Annotated in this window: 16 protein-coding genes; 15 read left to right on the forward strand and 1 reads right to left on the reverse strand. The window is 40.0% G+C overall.

Annotation, left to right across the window (positions count from 1 at the left end; translation table 11 throughout):
- Positions 1 to 77: 77 nt before the first annotated feature.
- Positions 78 to 1,349, reverse strand: coding sequence for a Xaa-Pro dipeptidase (locus CWC16_RS00340; protein WP_138540031.1), 1,272 nt, complete (start codon positions 1,347 to 1,349; stop codon positions 78 to 80).
- A 152-nt stretch (positions 1,350 to 1,501) separates the two neighbouring features.
- Between CWC16_RS00340 and CWC16_RS00345 the strand changes: the two genes are divergently transcribed.
- The 15 genes from CWC16_RS00345 to CWC16_RS00415 all read left to right on the forward strand — a co-directional run bounded on the left by CWC16_RS00345 (position 1,502) and on the right by CWC16_RS00415 (position 19,151).
- Complete coding sequence (locus CWC16_RS00345; RefSeq protein WP_138540032.1) at positions 1,502 to 3,343, forward strand: DUF885 domain-containing protein; 1,842 nt, start codon at positions 1,502 to 1,504, stop codon at positions 3,341 to 3,343.
- Positions 3,344 to 3,439: 96 nt separating this feature from the next.
- Complete coding sequence (locus tag CWC16_RS00350) at positions 3,440 to 3,952, forward strand: YcgN family cysteine cluster protein (RefSeq protein WP_138540033.1); 513 nt, start codon at positions 3,440 to 3,442, stop codon at positions 3,950 to 3,952.
- Positions 3,952 to 4,464, forward strand: a complete 513-nt coding sequence (locus CWC16_RS00355; protein ID WP_138540034.1) for an RNA methyltransferase — start codon at positions 3,952 to 3,954, stop codon at positions 4,462 to 4,464. Before CWC16_RS00350 ends, CWC16_RS00355 begins: the two co-directional genes overlap by 1 nt.
- A gap of 89 nt (positions 4,465 to 4,553) precedes the next feature.
- Positions 4,554 to 5,447 (forward strand): substrate-binding periplasmic protein, encoded by an 894-nt coding sequence (locus CWC16_RS00360; RefSeq protein WP_138540035.1) that lies wholly within the window; start codon positions 4,554 to 4,556, stop codon positions 5,445 to 5,447.
- A 78-nt stretch (positions 5,448 to 5,525) separates the two neighbouring features.
- Positions 5,526 to 6,779, forward strand: coding sequence for an L-fucose:H+ symporter permease (gene fucP, locus CWC16_RS00365; protein WP_055019023.1), 1,254 nt, complete (start codon positions 5,526 to 5,528; stop codon positions 6,777 to 6,779).
- Positions 6,780 to 7,404: 625 nt separating this feature from the next.
- Complete coding sequence (locus CWC16_RS00370) at positions 7,405 to 8,508, forward strand: GGDEF domain-containing protein (RefSeq protein WP_138540036.1); 1,104 nt, start codon at positions 7,405 to 7,407, stop codon at positions 8,506 to 8,508.
- Positions 8,501 to 9,115 (forward strand): DsbA family protein, encoded by a 615-nt coding sequence (locus CWC16_RS00375; RefSeq protein WP_138540037.1) that lies wholly within the window; start codon positions 8,501 to 8,503, stop codon positions 9,113 to 9,115. The genes CWC16_RS00370 and CWC16_RS00375 overlap by 8 nt, the downstream gene beginning before the upstream one ends.
- Before the next feature lie 231 nt (positions 9,116 to 9,346).
- Positions 9,347 to 10,099, forward strand: coding sequence for a DUF3450 domain-containing protein (locus CWC16_RS00380; RefSeq protein ID WP_055013619.1), 753 nt, complete (start codon positions 9,347 to 9,349; stop codon positions 10,097 to 10,099).
- Positions 10,100 to 10,109: 10 nt separating this feature from the next.
- Positions 10,110 to 11,477, forward strand: a complete 1,368-nt coding sequence (locus tag CWC16_RS00385; RefSeq protein WP_138540038.1) for a MotA/TolQ/ExbB proton channel family protein — start codon at positions 10,110 to 10,112, stop codon at positions 11,475 to 11,477.
- A gap of 3 nt (positions 11,478 to 11,480) precedes the next feature.
- Entirely contained in the window at positions 11,481 to 12,008 is a 528-nt protein-coding gene (locus CWC16_RS00390) for a MotA/TolQ/ExbB proton channel family protein (RefSeq protein ID WP_055013617.1), read from the forward strand.
- 51 nt (positions 12,009 to 12,059) lie between these two features.
- The gene (locus CWC16_RS00395) at positions 12,060 to 12,473 is read left to right on the forward strand and encodes an ExbD/TolR family protein (protein WP_055013616.1); all 414 of its coding nucleotides are present in this window, start codon (positions 12,060 to 12,062) and stop codon (positions 12,471 to 12,473) included.
- 12 nt (positions 12,474 to 12,485) lie between these two features.
- The gene (locus tag CWC16_RS00400; protein ID WP_171037608.1) at positions 12,486 to 13,091 is read left to right on the forward strand and encodes an energy transducer TonB; all 606 of its coding nucleotides are present in this window, start codon (positions 12,486 to 12,488) and stop codon (positions 13,089 to 13,091) included.
- A 33-nt stretch (positions 13,092 to 13,124) separates the two neighbouring features.
- A complete protein-coding gene (locus tag CWC16_RS00405) occupies positions 13,125 to 14,447 on the forward strand; it encodes a tetratricopeptide repeat protein (RefSeq protein WP_138540040.1) in 1,323 nt (440 codons plus the stop codon).
- A gap of 300 nt (positions 14,448 to 14,747) precedes the next feature.
- Positions 14,748 to 16,355: a beta-helix domain-containing protein gene (locus CWC16_RS00410; protein WP_138540041.1), complete on the forward strand. Its 1,608-nt coding sequence runs from the start codon at positions 14,748 to 14,750 to the stop codon at positions 16,353 to 16,355.
- A 72-nt stretch (positions 16,356 to 16,427) separates the two neighbouring features.
- The gene (locus CWC16_RS00415; RefSeq protein WP_138540042.1) at positions 16,428 to 19,151 is read left to right on the forward strand and encodes a TonB-dependent receptor domain-containing protein; all 2,724 of its coding nucleotides are present in this window, start codon (positions 16,428 to 16,430) and stop codon (positions 19,149 to 19,151) included.
- Positions 19,152 to 19,365 lie beyond the last annotated feature (214 nt).

Below are 19,365 nucleotides of genomic sequence, written 5' to 3' on the forward strand. Positions count from 1 at the left end.
TAACTTTTATGCGGAAATTAAAAAAGCATGGATCTAGAAACTTCCATGCTTTTATAAATCAGTACACGTATTAGTAACTACTTTTTATAAACAACGCCCGCTTTCATAACAAAAGGAATGTGCTCAAGCACAGAAATGTTCTCAAGAGGATTACCGTCAACTGCAATAATGTCGGCTGCAAATCCTGGTTTTAACTGACCCAGCTTATTCTCCATTTTTAATAGCTTTGCACTGTTAATCGTGGCAGCCTGAATAGCCTGTAGTTCGCTCATGCCAAATTTAACCATACGGCTAAATTGTTTGGCGTTATCGCCATGGGGATAAATAGCAGCATCGGTACCAAATACCATATTTACACCTGCGTTTACTGCGCGTTTAAAGCTATCACGCTGCTTTTTAGACACCTGACGTTCTTTATTGAGATTTTCTTCATCTACGCCATTTTGCTTACCAAAGCTTAGTGTGTATTCGGTATTGTAAATATCCATAGAAAGCCAGGTGCCATGTTTTTTCGTAAGCGAGATGGCTTCATCATCTAAAAAGCTGGCATGTTCAATGCTATCTACGCCAGCTTTTATGGCGGTTTTAATGCCACTTGTGCCATGTGCGTGAGCCGCTACAGGTAGGTCGCGCATATGGGCTTCATCTACAATCGCTTTCATTTCTTCAAATGAATATTGCTGTACACCTACTTTTGTTCCTTTAGAAAAAACGCCCCCTGTGGCACAAAACTTAATCGCATTAGCGCCATACTTTATGTTTTCGCGCACTTTTACGCGTGCAGCCCATGGGCCATCAGCTACCCCTGTTGAAGTATATTTTAGCTCAGGCGGTAAACGGTTATTGTCACAATGTCCGCCTGTAATACCAAGCGATGGGCCCGCCGCCCAGATTCGAGGGCCTATAATGTCGCCAGCGTTAATCCCGTCACGTACTGCAATTACACTGTAGCCTTGTGCACCTACATTTCTAAGGGTGGTAAAACCAGCAAGCAATGTTTTTTTAGCAAAATGCGCGGCTTTAATAGCCATGCGTGGTACCGACTGACTTAAACGCTCACTTCGCGATACTGTTGGGTCACTAGTTAAATGTACATGCATATCCATAAGCCCCGGCATTAAAGTAAGCTCGGGTAAATCAATATGCTGATCATCTTTGGTTATTTTTGGTGTTCTGTTTGGAGTAACCTCGGTTATTACCCCATTATCTATTGTGAGCAAGGGGGAGTGAATAACCTCACCTGTTTTTACATCTATTAATGCTTTAGCAGTTACATAAGTAAGGGCTTGCGCGTTAAAAGTTCCTAAACACATAAGTGCAACGGAGGCGCTGAGTAGCTTTTTTTTCATTGTGTTTTTCTTCTGATGGCGGTTCATTAATTAAAATGTAACAACCAAATATAAAAGTGTAAATATAATAGGTTAATCGCCATTTATCGTAATTACTTTATTAACGCAGGTTAAATGCGCATAATCGGCTGACGATACTAAAAAGGATTATCATGAAATCAATTAAACTTGCCTTAGTTGCTAGTGGCGTTATGTTTGCATTAAGCGGCTGTATGAACACACAAACCAGTAATAACACAGGTAGTAGTGCACAGCTAAACACGTCAAACGCACCCGCAGCTATTGTTTCAGAGCTTTCTTATGAGCAGCAATTAGATGTGCTTGTAGCCCAATATTATAACGAGTTACTGAGCTTTAAACCTATTAATGCAACCTACAGTGGTCGCAGTGAATTCAACGATAAGTTTACCCCAGAGATTTCATCTAAAAATCGAGCTAAAAAAACCGCTTTTTATAAAAAGTACCAGCAGCGCCTTGCCCTTATTGATAAATCGCAATTAACAGGGCAGGCACTTTTAAGTTACGAAATACTAGCGCGAGATTTGGCGCTTAATTTGGAAGGCATGCAATTTCCATCTTACATGCTACCAATAAACCAAATGGCAGGCGCGCATAATACCTTTGCGGGTTTTGGCTCAGGGCAAAGCGCACAACCGTTTAATACAGCCGAAGATTATAGTCATTTTATAAAGCGCAGCGAAGGTTTTTTAGCTTGGCTTGCAAGTGTTCAACGCTCAATGGGGGAAGGTTTAAAGCAAGGTATTTCTTTACCAAAACCTTTAGCTAAAAAACTACAGCCGCAATTTGCAGCGCATGTTGTTAAACGTGCTGAAGACTCTTTATTTTGGGGACCAATTAAAAACTTCCCTGAATCATTTACCTCAGATCAAAAAGAGACGATCACAGCGCAGTATCGCTCACTTATTATGACGCAATTAGTACCTGCTTATAAAAGTATGAGTGATTTTTTAGTTAATGAATACATTCCTAATAGTCGTACAACGGTTGGCTATAGTGATTTACCAAATGGCAAAGCATGGTATGAATACCAAATTAAAAAAAATACCACGTTGAGTTTATCTGCGGATGAAATACACGCCATTGGGTTAAGTGAAGTGTCGCGTATTTTAGATGAAATGAAAAAAGTAAAACAGGATGTTGGATTTAATGGGCCATTGGCTGATTTTTTTCAGCACTTACGTGATTCAGATGAGTTTTATTATGAGACGCCAGAGGCATTAATAACTGCGTATGAAGATGTTAAGCAAAAAATAGATGCACGTGTTCCTTTATTATTCGATATTGCTCCTAAAGCCCCCTATGTTGTTAAAGCGGTTGAACCTTACCGAGCGCAATCTGCTGCAGGCGCATCTTATGCGGCCCCTGCACCCGATGGTTCACGCCCTGGTATTTTTTATATAAACACGTTTAATTTAAAAGCACAGCCAAAGTTTTTGCTTGAAACACTCTCTATACACGAAGCTGCACCGGGTCATCACTTTCAAATTGCTCTACAACAAGAAATTGAAGGCTTACCCGACTTTAGAAAGTTTGGTGGCTATACCGTATTTGCTGAGGGTTGGGCATTGTATGCAGAAAGCTTAGGTAAAGAACTTGGCTTATTTACCGACCCTTATATGTGGTATGGGCGTTTAGCGGATGAGCAACTTAGAGCGATGCGTTTGGTGCTCGATACTGGCTTTCATGCAAAAGGTTGGACTCGTCAGCAGGGGATTGATTACATGCTAGCTAATTCATCTATGGCTAAAAGCGATGTAATTGCAGAGGTTGAGCGTTATATAGCATGGCCTGGCCAAGCTCTTTCGTACAAGTTAGGTGAGTTTAAAATTAAGCAGCTGCGTGATTACGTTAAAAAGGCGCTAGGCGATAAGTTTGATATTAAAGCCTTCCACACTCAAATACTGATTGACGGCGCACTCCCTATGCCTATTTTAGAAGAAAAAATTAAACGTTGGGTTGCTACGCAGAAATAAAACAATACGCGAACGCCCGTGTTGATAACAGCACGGGCTTTGCGCGTATAGCTGCAATACGTTAGAATGCGCGCTCTTTAGGGGCGCGAGTAAATTATGTTTGATCAAGAATTAGCAAATACACAGTTTTGGCTTAAAAAAAGTTTAGCCGATATGAACCAAAACGAATGGGAAGCGATTTGTGATGGTTGCGGAAAATGTTGTTTAAACACCTTTATTGACAGTGAGGATGAAGACGAGTTTACCGCTACAGATCAATTACGCGAAGGTGAAGAACTTATTTTCACTAACATTGTTTGCCAATATCTTGATAACAACACTTGTGGTTGTAGCGAATACGAAAACCGCCAGACGCTTGTCCCTTCATGCGTTAAGCTTACCAAAGCTAACCTTAAAGATATCTTTTTTATGCCGCAAAGCTGCAGTTATCGCCGATTACACGAAGGCCGTGGTTTAGCATCGTGGCACCCGCTTTTAAACAATGGCGAAAAATCACAAATGCATGAGCTAGGTATATCCGTTAAAGATAAAACAGTAAAAGACTGTGACGTAAATCTTGATGACTTTGATTTATACATAGCTGAGTGGCCCACTAAGGATTGCGATTAATGAGCAACTTAAAAGCTAGCATAGGTCTAATAAACCCTAAAAGCCCTACAAATGTAGGCGGTGTTTTACGTGCTGCGGGTTGCTACGATGCAAAGCAAGTTTTCTTTACCGGTAGCCGTTATTTAAACGCCAAAAAGTTTCATACCGATACTAAAAACGTTGTTGAGCGGATCCCCTTAAATGGCACTGATAATCTACAAAGCGTTAAACCAGAAGGTGCAACTGTTGTGGTTATTGAACTCATTGAAGGCGCGACACCTTTGCCTGATTTTAAGCACCCAGAAAATGCATTTTATTTATTTGGCCCTGAAGACGGCTCTATACCAAAAGATGTTTTAAAATGGTGTGATGAAGTCGTGTACGTGCCAACTATTGGCTGTATGAACCTTGCTGCTACTTGTAATGTCGTATTGTACGACCGTTTAGCAAAGCTCGGTGGTGTAGAGAGTAGTGATTCAACCATTATTAGTTCGCGTGATACCAATAATAAAATGAAGTGGGATAAAACCTAAGCTTCGAGCAAAACTATCTTAATAAAATTTCTTTTACTTTGCGTACTTAGTTCTACACTTTAGGGAAATATCCCAAATAAAGTGTAACTATGCGCATATTGTTAGTTTTGTTTTTACTTTCACCTTTTTGCTTTGCTCAGGTCCCTGTGACTTATATGCAGGACGATACATCCTACACTGTAACAGGTGAGCGCTATAAATCAGGTTATTTATTTAGCGCACCTAACAGCACTAAAACTATTCACGTTGTTACTGAAGATTGGCCGCCTTACATTGGCGACAAACTGTGTAATAAAGGGTGGGTGTATCAATTTACCGTATCTATATTTAACAGTGCTGGCTATAGCGTTTACATTGAATTTGTTCCGTGGGCAAGAGCTGTTCGTGCCGTTGAATTAGGTAAAGCAGATATATTAATGCCAGAATACTTTATCGAAGATACCGCACCTTCTGATTACGTACCACACCAAACTCGTCGAAAATTACTTGGCCTTTCTAATTCGTTTGAAGGCGGCAATATAGGCTTTTTAAAGCGCAGAGGCGAGCCCGATAGGTTTAATGGCAATTTAAAGTCATTAAAGGGCTCGCGTATTGGGGTAGTCAGGGGCTATCAAAATACGCCTGAGTTTGATGCCATGATGGATAATAACGAATTTATTATTATTAACGCCGTTGATGATTTACAGCTTGTAAAATTACTGGCGGCTGAGCGTGTGGATTTAATTATAGGCGACCCCGCTGTACTGATTTACTCGGTTAAATATGCCTCTTTACCCGATAACGAGAAACAGGCATTACTCAGTGCTATTGAACCAGAAAGTCACCCAATTCAGTTTAATCCCTTCTACTTTGCTATTAGCAAAAAAACGCCTAATTGGTTATCTATTCTAGAAGGTATTAATACGGCTTTGTACAAGTTTAAAAATAGTGGCGAAACACAAAGGCTCAAAAAAACCTTAATGAATGAATGTGATTTGTTGTAACGTTCCAATTATTTTGTGCTTTTAATATGTCTTAAACGTGTAAAATCATTTTCAACTTGTTAATGGAGTGAAAATGACGTGAGTGAAATAAATACCAATCAATCATTTGCGGTCAAAGAGCAACAAAATAAAAATTACCTGTTACCGCTGACTGCAATGACCACACTGTTTTTTTTATGGGGTTTTATTACTGTTTTAAACGACGTACTAATTCCTCGTCTTAAAGGCGTTTTTGACCTAACTTACTTTGAAGCAATGCTGGTACAGTTTTGCTTTTTTGGCGCCTATTTTATTGTCTCTATTCCGGCTGGAATATTGGTTAAACAATTAGGTTATAAAAAAGGCATACTAACCGGCCTAGTGGTTGCCTCAATTGGCTGTATGCTGTTTTACCCTGCAGTAGTGGTGCATGAATACTGGTTGTTTTTAGGTGCATTATTTGTACTTGCTGCCGGTGTAACTGTTTTGCAGGTTTCTGCAAACCCGTACGTAGCTGCTCTAGGGCCCGAAAAGACCGCGTCATCAAGGCTAAATTTAGCCCAAGCGCTTAATGCTTTGGGTACAACAGTAGGCCCATATGTTGGGGGAATACTCTTTTTTGGTACAGCGGGAACACTAGCGGCTAGTGCCGCAAGCGCTGAATCTGTAAAAGTGCCTTATTTAATGTTAGCAGCGGCCTTACTGATTATTGCGATTGTGTTCGCCTTTATTAAATTGCCTGACATAGAAGGGCATAAAGAAGAAAATAACCCAATTAATGAAACTCGTTCATTAACACAAGCACCCCATTTAACAATGGGTGTACTGGCTATTTTTTGCTATGTAGGTGGTGAAGTTGCTATTGGTAGTTTTTTAGTTAACTTTTTTGGTGAAGCGCATATAGCAGGGCTTGAAGAACACGCTGCTGCCGCACTAATCAGCTACTACTGGGGCGGAGCTATGGTTGGTCGCTTTATTGGCTCAGCTTTACTGCAAAAGATAGCGCCTTCAAAAGCGTTGGCTTTTAATGCCTGTATGGTAATTGCCTTATTACTTGTGACTATATTTACACAAGGTAATGTTGCGCTGTACGCGGTTCTTGCAATTGGTTTATTTAACTCAATTATGTTCCCAACTATTTTTTCTGTTGCTATAGAGCGCTTAGGATCATTGACTAGTAAGGGGTCTGGCTGGTTGTGTTTGGCAATTGTAGGCGGGGCATTGGTGCCTTTATTACAAGGGTACATTGCTGATGTTGTTAATATACAGCAAAGCTTTTTTGTTCCGCTAGTGTGTTATGTATTTATTGCTTGGTATGGCTTGAACGTGGTTCGTTTAGCTAAAAAATGGTAAATACGCTTGTATGTAAGAGCGACTGAATACGTATTCAGTCGCTTTTTTATAACAAATTTGTAGGAACGTTCCAATTGGTTTGGGTCTGGCCGTAAATAATTTCGTATATTCAATATGTATCATCAAATAGCTGGTTCTTTATTCTTATTTTTAGTTCAAATTGAGCTTATCTAACTTGTTATTAGCGACACACCTTTAAATATTTGTTAAAAATACACGCTATAACAAATAATTAAAAAAGGCGTTCATGCTGTACTCACCCAACTTTAACTCGCACCGTATTGTATCTTTGGCCTTACCAATAAATAATTCCTCGAAATCGGCTTCGGCCAATTAAATAAGCATTACTTCAAAAATTACATACAAGTGGTTAGCAGTGCGCCGTGTAAATGCAAAATTTATATTGATAAGTTTGGCAACTATTCACCAGTACAAAACCATTATCGGATCAGTGCAACAAAGTATGATTAGTTATAGTGGGCACAAATCAGTGCTAAAAAGCTTTTTAAGTATTAAGCTTTGGCCGTCGCTACAGCACAAAAAATTTAAAAAAACACTTATACTGAATGTACTAAACTTAAGTTGCAATTTAGCATACGTGGTTCAAAAGTTTAGAGTTTAAAATATGGCAAAAAAATCAGTGTCAGGACAAAGTTGGTTAAGCCTTATCAACATCGATAAGGTGTATAGCTCGGATAAACAGCGCCAAGCGTTTTCGTTATTTACCATGATAGCCATTGCTATTATTGTTATCTCCATGTTGGTGGTGTTTAACTACAAGGTGTATTCGCCCATACTCACTGTTTCGTTAATAGCGGTAAACATTACCCTTATTAGTGGCGCTTTTTATTTTATAAAAACGGCCAAACTTGAAATGGTTGCATTAATAAGTATGTGTATTGTGTTTATTATGTGTGTGGCATTGACTTACACTGGAGGGAAAGAAAATACAGCGCTTTATTGGCTTATGTTTTACCCAGTGGTTTGCTTTGCAGCATTAGGCGTAAAGCATGGCTGTAGGCTTGGCTTAGGTTTATTATTGTGTTGCAGCGTTATTTTATACGGACCTGATTTTGGGCAAGTTGCCTATGGTAGCGTTGAAAAGTCTCGGTTTTTAGCGTCGTTTACGCTTGTATATATTTTTTCGTTTATTGGTGAATACTTTCGGTTTAAAAGCCACTTGGCTATTGCCGATATAACGCTTGCGCAAACGCAAGATGCCTATACTGATCAGCTTACGGGTGGCGCGAACAGGCGTTTTATCTCTGCTCACTTTTTAAAATCAGCCGCTAAAACGCCCGAAAATTACCTGCCGTTTTCTATTTTATTACTTGATTTGGATTTCTTTAAACGACTAAATGACACCTATGGTCACGATTTTGGTGACATTGTATTGATTGAGTTTACAAAATTACTCGACTCACAATTTCCAAACTCTGCAGTCAAAGCACGCTATGGCGGTGAAGAATTTGTGGTTATCTTACCTAAGGAAACGGCCTCAGCAGCTACAAAAATAGCCGATTGTTTTAAACAGTGTGTCGCAAAGCAAGCTATCTTAACAGATGATAATGAGCGGGTATTTATTACTTGTAGTATAGGTGTGGCACAGGTGGATAACGTGGAACATTTTAGCGCAGCACTTAAACAGGCTGATGAATACTTATACCTTGCCAAAGAGCGAGGCCGAAATCGAGTTGTATCAAAACACACGCAGGAGCCCTATGAGTAAAACTAAACTTATTTATGTACATGATCCTATGTGCAGTTGGTGTTGGGGTTATAAACCAACGTGGTTAAAGCTAAAAGCTGCGCTGTCTTCGCAGCTGACAATAGAATACAGAGTAGGAGGGCTTGCGCCAGATAGCCAAGAGCCGATGCCAGAAAATATGCGCGCCATGCTCCAAAGCACGTGGCATAAAATTAGTGCGATGTTGGGAACACAGTTTAATTTTGATTTTTGGCAGGTTTGTCAGCCAAGGCGCTCTACTTATCCAGCCTGCAGAGCAGCAATTATTGCCAGAGCGCATAATAAAGAGCCACAAATGATAGAGGCAATTCAACATGCTTATTATCTACATGCTCAAAACCCATCTGATGAAAGTACCCTCATTACCTTAGCTGAAAAAATCGGCCTAGATAAACAACAGTTTTTTGAAGAGCTTTACTCAGAGGCTTTGAATCAGAAATTACATGCGGAGTTAGCATTTAATGCAAGTTTGCCAATACAAGGCTTTCCTTCGTTAGTATTAATAACTGATAATAAAGCCATAGCAATTAAAATAAATTACACCGACCATCAGCAAACCCTAAACATGATTAATAGTTTATTGGCCTAATGGGCTAACACGTTACATCTATTTACTGTTTTACCCAGTATATATCGCCTCAATACTCACAGTGAGTCTGTTTTGTTACAGCTGTAATAAAACAGACTTTTTTGCGCAACATGCCTGTCATTATTCCTCTATACAATTTCACTCATTGAAAATCTTTAGCCTAAAAGAAGTCAGTTTAGGCTAAAAAAACAAACTAGCAAATCCGCTAATTAACGAGTAAAGGTGTATGCGATGAAAGGCGTTAAACCATTGATCTTAGCAGGTATTGTAGCAGCAAGTGCTGCAGTGCATGCCAATGATTTAGAAAAGGTTATCGATAAAAGCAGTGAAATAAATAAATCAGCTGCGCAATCACAAACAAAAATAGACAAGATTGCTGATTCAATGCAAGGACGTCTTCAACAGTTTAAAGTCCTCAATAAAGAAATCGATGGCTTAACTGTTTATAACGCGCAATTAACTAAACAGTTAAATAATCAAATTGAAGAAATGGAGTCACTTAATCTTTCAATGGATCAAGTCTCTATTATTGAACGCCAGATCACCCCACTAATGCTGCGTATGATTGAAGGGCTTGAGCAATTTGTAGCCCTTGATGTGCCATTTTTGCAAGAAGAGCGCACTGAGCGCATTCGCTCTTTAAACACCATGATGGACCGTGCAGATATTAACTCAAGCGAAAAATTCCGCCGCGTATTAGAAGCATACCAAGTAGAAGTTGATTACGGACGCACTATTGAAGCCTACACCTCACTGCTAACGGTAGATGGTAAAGAGCGTGAAGTAGACTTTTTGCGCATTGGCCGCTTAGAGCTTATTTATTTAACACGTGATGGTAAGCAAGCTGGTAGTTGGGATAACGACACTAAGTCGTTTTCTACTTTACCAGATTCCACAATTAGTCAAATTAATAAAGGTTTACGCATTGCGCGTAAGCAGCTTGCCCCAGATATGTTAACTCTGCCAGTACACGCAGCAGAATAAGAGGTTGAAGATGAAACTGTTTACTCAAATGACAAAAATGGCCCTTTTTGCTGCAAGCCTAAGCTTTGCAGGCGCAAGTGTGGCAGCTGAGCCTATGAACTTAGACTCACTATTAAAAACACTTGAAAAAGGCAAATCGGCTCAAAGCGTGCAAAACAAGCAACGCGAACAAGAATTTATGGCGCGCCAAAACGAACAAGTACAAATGCTTAACAATATACAAGCAAAGCGTAATCAAATGCTTGGCGAGTCTGAGCGTTTAGAAACACAGTTTGAAGAAAACGAAATTAAACTTGCTAACCTAACAGATACACTGTCTAAACGAATGGGTTCTTTAAAAGAGCTATTTGGCGTGCTTCAGCAAGTTGCAGGTGATTCTAGCAATAAGTTTGCAACTTCTGTGGTATCAGCTGAAATTGCGGGTCGTAGTACTTTTATGGATGAGCTTGCTCAAAAAATGGGTTCTACTTCAAAGCTTGCCTCTATCGAAGATATTGAAAAAGTATGGTTTGAGCTACAACGCGAAATGACAGAGCAAGGCAAAGTTAGCCGCTTTACTACCGATGTAATTGTACAAGGTGGTGAAAAAGCACAACAAGAAGTGGTGCGTGTAGGTGCTTTTAACTTAATCTCTAACGGTAAATACCTAGAATTTAACCCAGTAACAAATACCTTAAGCGAGTTAAATCGCCAGCCTGTAGCACGTTTTACTGCAACTGCACAGGAATTACAAAATGCTAAAAGCGGTGTTGTACAGTTTGCGCTTGACCCAACGGGTGGCTCAATTTTAGGCTTATTAGTGCAAGCACCCGATACGCAAGAGCGTGTACATCAAGGTGGCACAGTCGGTTATGTTATTTTGAGTGTAGGTGTTATTGCTTTACTTATCTCACTTGAGCGTTTTTTCTCATTACTGGTTATTGGCGGTAAAGTACGTCGTCAGCTTAAAGATGATGTAGCACGCGATGACAACCCACTTGGCCGCGTAATGAAAGTAAAAGATCAGTTCCCTGATGTAGCCCACGACACATTAGAGCTTAAATTAAGCGAGGCTATTTTACGTGAAATGCCAAAAGTAACGCGTAATTTAACGCTTATTAAGATTATTTCGGTAGTGGCACCGCTGCTAGGTTTACTCGGTACCGTTACCGGTATGATCAACACTTTCCAAGCAATCACATTATTTGGTACAGGCGACCCTAAACTAATGGCTGGTGGTATTTCGCAAGCATTGGTAACAACGGTGCTAGGCTTAGTTGTTGCAATTCCTACTGTATTTTTATACACCCTACTTAATACCCGCGCTAAAAACATTTTGCTTACTATTCAAGAGCAAAGCGCAGGTATTATCGCACACCGAAGCGAGAAGGGAGCATAAACCATGGTGCTATTGATTGACTCAATCAATGCTATCCGTGATTTTCTCGACACTGGTGGCCAAGTTCTCTTGGTCATCGGGGTGTTAATCTTCGCGATGTGGTTATTGATACTCGAGCGATTTATTTATTTTTTCAAAGGCTTTAGTCGTTACAAGCAAAAGCTAAAAGCGCAGTGGAAAAACCGTGCAGAGCGCAATAGCTGGAATGCTGAACAAATTCGCCAGGCAATGATCTCTCGTGCCTCAATGCGTTTAGACACCAACTTAGCGCTGATAAATGTAATGGTTGCTTTGTGTCCGCTACTTGGCCTGCTAGGCACAGTAACCGGCATGATTGAAGTATTTGATGTAATGGCCATTACCGGTACGGGGAGTGCGCGCTCTATGGCATCAGGTGTTTCTAAAGCCACTATTCCAACCATGGCAGGTATGGTGGGTGCACTTTCGGGTGTATTTGCCTCTACGTTTTTACAACGCAAAGCTAAGCGCGAAGTTGAACTACTACAAGACAGCATGGTTTTAGACCATTAAGTAATATTTTGATAAGCGGCTTATAGAGTCGCTCATCCTAGGAGAATAATGATGAGAGCCCCATTAGGAAATCTATTTCAAGAAGATGACGCAGAAGAAATTAACATGACCCCAATGCTAGACGTTGTATTTATCATGCTTATTTTCTTTATTGTTACCGCCTCGTTTGTAAAAGAAGCCGGTATTGATGTAAACCGCCCAGAAGCCGCCACAGCGGTAAAAAAAGAACGCGCCAATATTTTAGTGGCTATTTCTGATAAGGGCGAGATTTGGATTAATAAACGCCAAATTGATGTACGCGCAGTGCAAGCGAATATTGAGCGCTTAAAAGCTGAAAACCCACAAGGGAGCGTGGTCATTCAGGCTGATAAAAAAGCCACCACTGATATGTTAATAAAAGTAATGGATGCGTCGCGTGCTGCGGGTGCATTTGATGTGTCAATTGCTGCACAAGATGCGTCTTAAGGGTTAGTCATGTTGCGATATTTAGTAGCATTAATAGTGGCGGGTGTAGTGACCTTTATGCTGTTTTTGGGCATGCAGGCACTGATCACCGGTGGTGAAGGTGCCATGTCGGAGCCAGTAAAAGGAAACGTTTTAGACTTTGTACGTTTGAAAAAAGAAGAAACCGTACAAAAGAAAGAACGTAAACCACAAAAGCCACCTACTCCAAAAGAGCCACCACCGCCAATGGAGTCGCCGCAAATGCAAAATAATGATGCAAACGTGGCCAGCAATAATTTTGATTTTGGTGCCGATGTAAGCAGCGATGTTGATTTAGCAGGTGGATTAGCGCTTGAAACAAGTGATGGTGAATACCTACCGATTGTAAAAGTAGCCCCTGTGTATCCGCGTCGTGCGTTATCGCGTGGTATTGAAGGCTATGTCATTGTGGAATTTACAGTAACTAAGCAAGGCACAGTGCGCGACCCCCAAGTAGTAAAAGCGGTCCCTGAGTCACTGTTTGATAGAGCTGCCATGGATGCTGCACTTAAATTTAAATATAAACCGCGTGTAGTAAATGGTGAAGCCGTTGAAGTAGCCGGTGTTCAAAACAAAATATCTTTCCAAATTAATGGTTAACTTATCTTAATTGGATGAAATAGCGAGGCGATTATGAAATTACTACCTACAGCTAAAAATTTAAAACTGGCATTATTTTGCACTGCCGCGATTAGTGCAAGTATTGTGGTGCCAAGTACACTCAGCCTTATGCCTGGGATAAACGTAGCCATTGCCCATGCTGAGCAAAAAACAAAACGTGTCCCCGCACTGCGCGAAAAGGTATATACCCAGCTCGCTCGTGCGCAAAAGCTTGCCGACGAGGGCGATGTAAAAGGCGGCCTTGAAGCACTTGATAGCATTCAAGAGCGAGCGTCTAGTATGAACTCGTACGAAATTGCGATGATGCATAACTTTTACGGCTTTATTTATTACAACGAAAATGATTTGCCAAAAGCGATTGCCTCGTTTGAAAAAGTGGTAGCCGAGGAGGCTATTCCTGAATCATTACGTTTAAGTACCACGTTTAGCTTAGCACAGCTTGCAATGGCGAATGGTGAGTATAAAAAGGTAATTGCGTTTTTAGATAAGTGGGATGAAATAAATACCAAACCGATTACTGAAGGGTATTATCTACTTAGAGCGCAAACTTACTACCAGTTAAAAGAATACTCAAAGGGGCTTGAGTACATCAATCAAGTGATTTCGCTTAGTGACAGCGAAGGTAAAACCCCTAAAGAAAACTGGCTTGTATTACAACGTGCTATGTATTACTCACTTAATCAAACTGACAAAGTAGTCGCTGTGCTTGAACGTATGGTAAAGCTATACAATAAACCAGAGTATTGGGTTCAGCTAGCTGGTATGTACGGAGAAACCGGCAAAGAAAAAGAGCAACTCGCCGTAATAGAAGCGGCGTATCAACAAGGCTTTTTAAAAACCAAGTCTGACTTAAGACAGTTATCGCAAACTTACCTTTATAACGGCCTGGCATATAAAGCAGCTAAAACAATGAGTGATGCGATAGAAAAAGGCCTTGTAGAAAAATCAGCGAAAAACTATGCCTTTATTGCAGAGGCCATGATTCAAGCTAAAGAAGATGAAAAATCGATTAGCTACTTTGCAAAAGCGGCTGACCTATCAGAGCATGGTAAGTACGATCAACGCCTAGCTGAAGTTTACGTTAACACCGAGCAATACGAAGAAGCCGCTGATGCTGCGCGTAAAGCGCTTGATAAAGGCGGTCTTGATTTTGAATCAAATGCTTACGTTGCGTTAGGTATGGCGCAGTACAACATGCAAAATTTTGATGCGTCAATTTTAGCGTTTGAACAGGCTGAAAAACATAAAAAATCTCAGCGTTTGGCACAACAGTGGATCAAATATGTAAAGCGTGAAAAAGTGCATGCAGAAACTCTCAAAACAGCTTTATTGTAAATTTTAAAGCGCTTTACTCATTAAAAAGTAACGCGTGTAAAACTATTTCATAATCGCAACACCAAAACCGCCTTAGGGCGGTTTTTTTCGTTGCTAAAATATTTAAGTTGCTGAATTTTAATTAATTACTATTGTCATTTTATGGTTACTAAAGTGTAACTGCTTTGTCATATCCCTACAGTATCTTATTTGCATCCGATAACTCAGGTCACCTTAATGCATGAGTATCGTGCCTTAAAGTGACTTAAGTTTTTACTTAAAGCGCTAACACAATAATTAAATACTTTTACGGAGTGAACAATGAAATTATCTGGCTTATTCAAAATCAGCTTAGTGACTACAGCAATAACATTGGCTGGTTGTGGCGGTGGTGATATTAACGTTACACCGACTACAGTTGATAACAGTGTAGACAATTCAGTGACTAACCCAAGTGGTAATAATGGTGGCGATACAATAAGTTGCGCTACATACACATTAGATGGAGCTACATTTACAGGTGAAGCAGAGGGCATTAACTGTTTATATAGCCAAGCATTTGCAAGTAATGCAAAAGAAATTACTAGCTCTTTTGTTATCCCCGCGCTAGACGATGGCGGTGCCCATGTTTTTGAAGGTGCTTTATTTATTGGTGACGATGTAGACACATCTACTGGTGCTACTATTGATGTTAATGGCCCAACGTTGTCTATTGAAGCAGGCGCTACCATTGCGTTTACCAAGCCAGAGAGTTTTATTCGTATTGCACGTGGTGCAAATATTGAAGCAATTGGTGAAGTAGATAAGCCAATTATTTTTACAAGTATCAAAGAAGTTGATGGTGATGATTCAACAACCGCTCAAATTGGGGATTGGGGTGGTGTTCAGGTAAATGGACGTGGCCATTCTATTCGTTGTACAGCGACAGCAGCGGCACAAGACATGTGTAACCATTCAGCTGAAGGCATTGTATCTTATTACGGTGGTAATGATCCGCAAGATAGTAGCGGTATTCTAAAGCATATTGTTATTAAGTATGCAGGTTTTGGTGTTGAAGGTGATGAGCTAAACGGTTTAACACTAAATGCTGTTGGCTCAGGCACAACAATTGATTATGTTCATGTACATAATGGTTTTGATGATGGAATAGAGCTTTTTGGTGGTAGCGTTAACCTTAAACACATTGTTGTTACTGATACAGGTGATGACGGTATTGACTGGGATGAAGGTTGGAAAGGCTACGGACAGTACATTCTTGTACGTTCAAATGAATATGGAAATCATGGTTTTGAAACAGATGGCGCAAAAGTTGATCCATTATCTGCAGACGCACAAGACTTAGTAACGACTGTTTCTAACCCAACTATTGCTAATGCAACCGTTGTTACTACTGGTGATCAAGGTGCTGAAGGGCGTCGTACTGGTGCCGGTATGGAAATGAAAGAATGGGGTAAAGCGCAATTAGCTAACATGTTGTTTGTAAACTCATCATCTGTAGATGGTGCTGGCTGTTTTGATTTATATAATGAAAAAGATAAGTCAGGAGATGCTGGTGTGCATGCCAATGCAAACAATGGTGATATCGCATTTATGAATTCAATATTTGCGTGTGGTAAGAATTTTGAAGACGTAAATACTCCTTTAACCGGCGCGTTAGCAAGCTTTGATATCAATACCTGGTTTACTGGTGGCGAAAATAACCAGCTGATTGGTTTTGCTGATTTTGCAAATGTGCTTGGTGCTGATGGTGTTTCAACTGCAGCAACTATTACAGATTCACAAGGTACTACGGTAGCGACAACAGCGAAAGACATGAGTGAAGTTGACTCTTTCTTTACTAACGCAGGCTACATTGGTGCACTTAAAGAGGGTGAATCAAGTGAATGGGCTGATTTTGTAGCTGCATCTTTACAACGCGCTAGTAATTAATCTAGACCGGCTCTAATTATAAGGCGCTTTGGCGCCTTTTTTAAGGGAATTTTAGGTTTAGAGGATATAAATATGAAACATCAAAAGCAGTTTAAAACTAATCTAATAACGTTATCTCTGCTCTCCCTTTTTTCTTCATTTAATTCTTTCGCTGAACAGGCACAAGAAATAATCAATGAAGAAGCGATAGAAGAAGTTGTTGCAACAGGTACACGCCTCAAAGGCAGTGCGAGTGCAGTAATTGATGAACGTAAAAATCAGGCATTTGTTGCTGATATAATGGGTTCAGAGCAAATATCTAGAACAGGTGATAGCGATGCCGCTTCTGCACTTCGCCGTGTTACAGGCTTATCGTTAGTTAACGATAAGTTTATTTATGTACGCGGTTTAGGTGAGCGTTACTCAAGCGTGCGTTTAAATGGCGCGGTTGTTCCAAGCCCAGATCTGACCAGAAATGTAATTCCACTTGATATTTTCCCATCAAGTATTATTGAATCTTTAGCTGTTCAAAAAGCCTATTCACCTAATATGCCTGCGGCTTTTGGTGGTGGTGACGTTAATATCAGGACGAAAAGCATTCCAAGTGATACTTTATTTAAAGTTGAGATTGGTGCTAGCTATAAAGATACAAACGATGAAGGCTACACATACAATGGCGGTAGTGACGATTGGTTAGGTAAAGATGATGGTACACGCGCATTACCAGGAGCCGTTAAAACGGCGCTAAATACCTATATCAATGGCTTGTCTGATATCTCATACAGAAATATAAGAGATGTGGAGTCAAGACGTCAGGGGGCTGACATTGGTCAAGCAGCTGCTATAGATTTAAATAAAAGTTTATCAAAAGCACTACCAAGAGATTTTGGCTTAGAAAAAGAAAGCTTAAACCCTGATGCAGGCATTAAAGCTGTTTATGGCGACCGGTTTGATAACTTATTTGGCTTAGACGGCTCTTTTGGCTTCTTAGCATCAGTTGCTTATGAAAATGAATGGTCTAATGCAGAGAAGTTTAGCGCAGTACTTTCTTCCGTTGACGCATCTGAATCTGAATGTTCAAAAGATGACTTTACTTGTTACTCTGCCACAGAGAAAGAAGTATCAACAAAGCATAATATAAAATTAAATAGCTCTCTAAATTTAGGTTATAAAATTGGCGGCCATGATTTAACAGCCACCTATATGATGCTACGAGATACTGAAGATGAAGCTTCTGTTGCGCTTTACCAAGAGCCTTCAAAGTCATTAAGCATTGATGCTGGGCAATTACAGCGAAGCCACCTAACCTCTTTTGAGGAACGTGAACTTGAAATACTTCAACTTCGTGGAATGCACAATTTAGAATGGAGTTTTCTTGAAGGTGTTGGTGTAGATTGGCAATACACTGATTCAACAGCGACGACGAGTATACCTGGCGAGCTTGAAGTAACGGTGCGTGATGAGTACGTCGATGGCGAATATCAACGTACCTTTTATAATGGCAGCTTAGGTGGCAATCCTTATTTGTATCGATTTGTTGAGCTAGAAGATGATGTAGAAAACTGGGGCGTTAATATTAACAAAGTTTTTTACTTTGATAACGCCGAAGTTGAAATCGCGGGTGGCGGCTATTTTGTTGAAAAAACGCGTGATTATCGCACCGACTTTTTTAACTATCGTTTTAGCCAAACACAGTCTTTAGATTTAGCACAAAGTGAAGAAGAAGCGCTGTCAATTGGTAGTTTCTTTGCAAATGATGCAGTGATCGATTCAACGGATGTAGAGTTATTGTTTCAAGAACCTACAGCCGATGATTACTTAGCAGCGCAAATGATTGATGCTTATTACGGCTCTTTTGATATCACTTTTGCTCAAGATTGGCGTTTAAGTGGTGGTGTGCGTTACGAGGACTTCCGCCAAGTTGCCCTTGCTTTTTCTCGCTCAGCATTTGATCCTGCTTTATTGGCAGATAAATTAAGTGCAGATGCGATAAAACAAGCAAGTGTGATGGAAGATGAGTATTTTACTTCATTATCCATGACATACAGTCAGCAGTCGTACCAGGTTCGTTTTGGCTATGGCAGCACGGTTGTTCGTCCTGACTTGCGTGAGTTAAGCCCTGTTCAATTCCAAGATCCGTTGACCGGTTATCGAACGCTTGGTAATCCATTCTTAGAATCTAGTTACCTAGATAACTTTGATGCACGTATCGAATTTTATATGGACAATGGTGATAACTACTCAGTTGGCGCATTCTATAAAGATATAGATAACCCAATCGAAGCATTATTAACTGAAAGTGATGGCCGTTTTACTTTGCAGTTTGACAATGCAGATACAGCCTATGTTTACGGTATAGAAGCTGAATGGTTAACTGAGTTGCATAGTGATTTATTAGGAGGTGCTTTTTTTACTTCTGGTAATTTAACAGTAAGTGATTCAGAAGTTGAAATTGCACAAGAGCAGCGCGCCGACCTTACTAATCTAAAGCGACGCATGACTGGGCACTCAAAGTATGTAGCCAACTTACAATTGAATTACGATTCGCATGATGGCATGCACCAAGCTTCAGTTATTTATAACGTATTTGGTGACCGTATTTTAGCTGCGGGTGTTAACAATTTTGATGACGCTTACGAACAACCTTTAAACTCGTTAGACATGGTTTATAGTTACTACCCAACGTTCAATACTACATTAACACTCAAAGTGAAAAATATGTTAGGACAAAACTTTGAAGTAGAACAAAATGATGTGTTAATTCGTTCTCAAGAAACGCCTAGAGAGTTGAGTTTAAGCTTTAGCTATGAGTTTTAAAGCCCCGAACGACTAAAATAAGCCGATACAACCTAGCCCTGCCATATGTAGGGCTTTTTACTAGCTCAGTTTTAGACGCAGTTGTAGTTTATTATTTTTTATATAAATGGTGTTTTTATATCTCTTTTAACTTAAACATCATTCACTTCATACACATACTCTCTCTAAATCATTTAACTTTAATGACTCTTTAACAAATAAATCACAATTACTA

Source organism: Pseudoalteromonas sp. S3776, from assembly GCF_005886915.1.
In the GTDB taxonomy this organism is placed as follows: Bacteria; Pseudomonadota; Gammaproteobacteria; order Enterobacterales; family Alteromonadaceae; genus Pseudoalteromonas.

Excerpts from the sequence above, each read along its gene's own strand:
- CWC16_RS00340 (WP_138540031.1), bottom strand. The coding sequence starts at position 1,349 with ATGAAAAAAAAGCTACTCAGCGCCTCCGTTGCACTTATGTGTTTAGGA.
- CWC16_RS00345 (WP_138540032.1), top strand. The coding sequence starts at position 1,502 with ATGAAATCAATTAAACTTGCCTTAGTTGCTAGTGGCGTTATGTTTGCA.
- CWC16_RS00350 (WP_138540033.1), top strand. The coding sequence starts at position 3,440 with ATGTTTGATCAAGAATTAGCAAATACACAGTTTTGGCTTAAAAAAAGT.
- CWC16_RS00355 (WP_138540034.1), top strand. The coding sequence starts at position 3,952 with ATGAGCAACTTAAAAGCTAGCATAGGTCTAATAAACCCTAAAAGCCCT.
- CWC16_RS00360 (WP_138540035.1), top strand. The coding sequence starts at position 4,554 with ATGCGCATATTGTTAGTTTTGTTTTTACTTTCACCTTTTTGCTTTGCT.
- CWC16_RS00370 (WP_138540036.1), top strand. The coding sequence starts at position 7,405 with ATGGCAAAAAAATCAGTGTCAGGACAAAGTTGGTTAAGCCTTATCAAC.
- CWC16_RS00375 (WP_138540037.1), top strand. The coding sequence starts at position 8,501 with ATGAGTAAAACTAAACTTATTTATGTACATGATCCTATGTGCAGTTGG.
- CWC16_RS00380 (WP_055013619.1), top strand. The coding sequence starts at position 9,347 with ATGAAAGGCGTTAAACCATTGATCTTAGCAGGTATTGTAGCAGCAAGT.
- CWC16_RS00385 (WP_138540038.1), top strand. The coding sequence starts at position 10,110 with ATGAAACTGTTTACTCAAATGACAAAAATGGCCCTTTTTGCTGCAAGC.
- CWC16_RS00390 (WP_055013617.1), top strand. The coding sequence starts at position 11,481 with ATGGTGCTATTGATTGACTCAATCAATGCTATCCGTGATTTTCTCGAC.
- CWC16_RS00395 (WP_055013616.1), top strand. The coding sequence starts at position 12,060 with ATGAGAGCCCCATTAGGAAATCTATTTCAAGAAGATGACGCAGAAGAA.
- CWC16_RS00405 (WP_138540040.1), top strand. The coding sequence starts at position 13,125 with ATGAAATTACTACCTACAGCTAAAAATTTAAAACTGGCATTATTTTGC.
- CWC16_RS00410 (WP_138540041.1), top strand. The coding sequence starts at position 14,748 with ATGAAATTATCTGGCTTATTCAAAATCAGCTTAGTGACTACAGCAATA.
- CWC16_RS00415 (WP_138540042.1), top strand. The coding sequence starts at position 16,428 with ATGAAACATCAAAAGCAGTTTAAAACTAATCTAATAACGTTATCTCTG.